Below are 1387 nucleotides of genomic sequence, written 5' to 3' on the forward strand. Positions count from 1 at the left end.
GACCCGGACAACCGCGACCGACTCAGGCGTGCCGGCGGGACTGCACGATGCGGAACCGGTCGGCGACGTAGGCGCCGTCGGTGAGGGCGGAGTTGGCCGCCGCGTTGGCGCCGCTGCCGTGGAAGTCGGAGAAGGCCGCCGACTGGTTCACGAAGACCCCGCCGGTGAGGTTGCAGGACAGGTGCACCCCGACCTCGACCGCCGCCGCCTCGGCCGCGTCGAGGACCGCCTCGTCGGTGGAGTAGACCGCCGCGGTGAGCGCGCCCTTCTCGCCGACCGTGGCGCGCAGGATCTCCAGGCTGTGCGCCGTGGAGTCCGTGGCGATGGCGAACGAGATCGGCCCGAACCACTCCTGCGAGTAGGTCGCCGTGTCGTCGGCCGCCAGCCTGACCACCGTCGGGGTGCGGACCACCGCGCCGGGGAAGGCCGGGTGCTCGACCGTACGCGACTCCAGCACCGCCTCGCCGACCTTGGTGACCGCGTCGAGGCGCTCCAGCACCCCGTCGTTGACGATCGCGCCGGTCAGCTCCACCCCGCGCGCCGGGTCGGCGGTGATCTTGGCGACCGCCGCGGCGATCCCGCCCGCCACCTCGTCGAAGCTCTTGTGCCCCTGGTCGGTCTCGATGCCCCCGGAGGGGATGAGGATGTTCTGCGACGTGGTGCACATCTGGCCGCTGTAGAGGGTCAGGGTGAAGCCGAGGTTGCGGCACATGCCGGCGAAGTCGTCGGTGGAGTCGATCACCACCGTGTTCAGCCCGGCCTTCTCGGTGTAGACCGCCGCCTGCCGGGCGTTGGCCTCCAGCCAGTCGCCGTACTCGGTGGAGCCGGTGAAGTCGACGATCTTCACGGCCGGGTGCAGGGCCAGCGTGGAGGCGAGCTTCTCGCCCGGGGCCTCGGGGGCGAGCAGCACCAGGTTCGGGTCGAAGCCGGCCTCGGCGAGCACCTCCCGGGCGTACTTCACCGTGATCGCCAGCGGCAGCACCGCGCGCGGGTGCGGCTTGACGACCACCGGGTTGCCCGTCACCAGCGAGGCGAACAGCCCCGGGTACGAGTTCCAGGTCGGGAAGGTGTTGCAGCCGATCACCAGCGCCACGCCACGGGGCACCACGTGGAAGGTCTTGCTCATCCGCAGCGGGTCGCCCTTGCCGGCCGCCTTCTCCCAGCCCGCCGTCCCCGGGTGCCGGGTCATCTCCGCGTACGCGTAGGCGACCGCCTCCAGCGCGCGGTCCAGCGCGTGCGCGCCGCCGGCCTGGAACGCCATCACGAAGGCCTGGCCGCTGGTGAACTGCACCGCGTTGGCCAGCTCGAAGATGTGCTTGTGCAGCCGGTCGAGGATCTCCAGGCAGACCCCCGCCCGGGCCTGCGGGCCGGCGTCGCGCCAGGCGGG

At 72.2% G+C, this 1387-nt stretch carries 1 protein-coding gene; it reads right to left on the minus strand.

What is annotated here, in order from left to right:
- Positions 1-22: 22 nt before the first annotated feature.
- Positions 23-1387 (minus strand): phenylacetic acid degradation protein PaaN (gene paaN / locus AB0B91_RS66040; RefSeq protein WP_358343238.1); only part of this gene is annotated, 1365 nt, incomplete at its 5' end.

The sequence above is a fragment of the Nonomuraea sp. NPDC049141 genome (assembly GCF_040648415.1).
In the GTDB taxonomy this organism is placed as follows: Bacteria; Actinomycetota; Actinomycetes; order Streptosporangiales; family Streptosporangiaceae; genus Nonomuraea.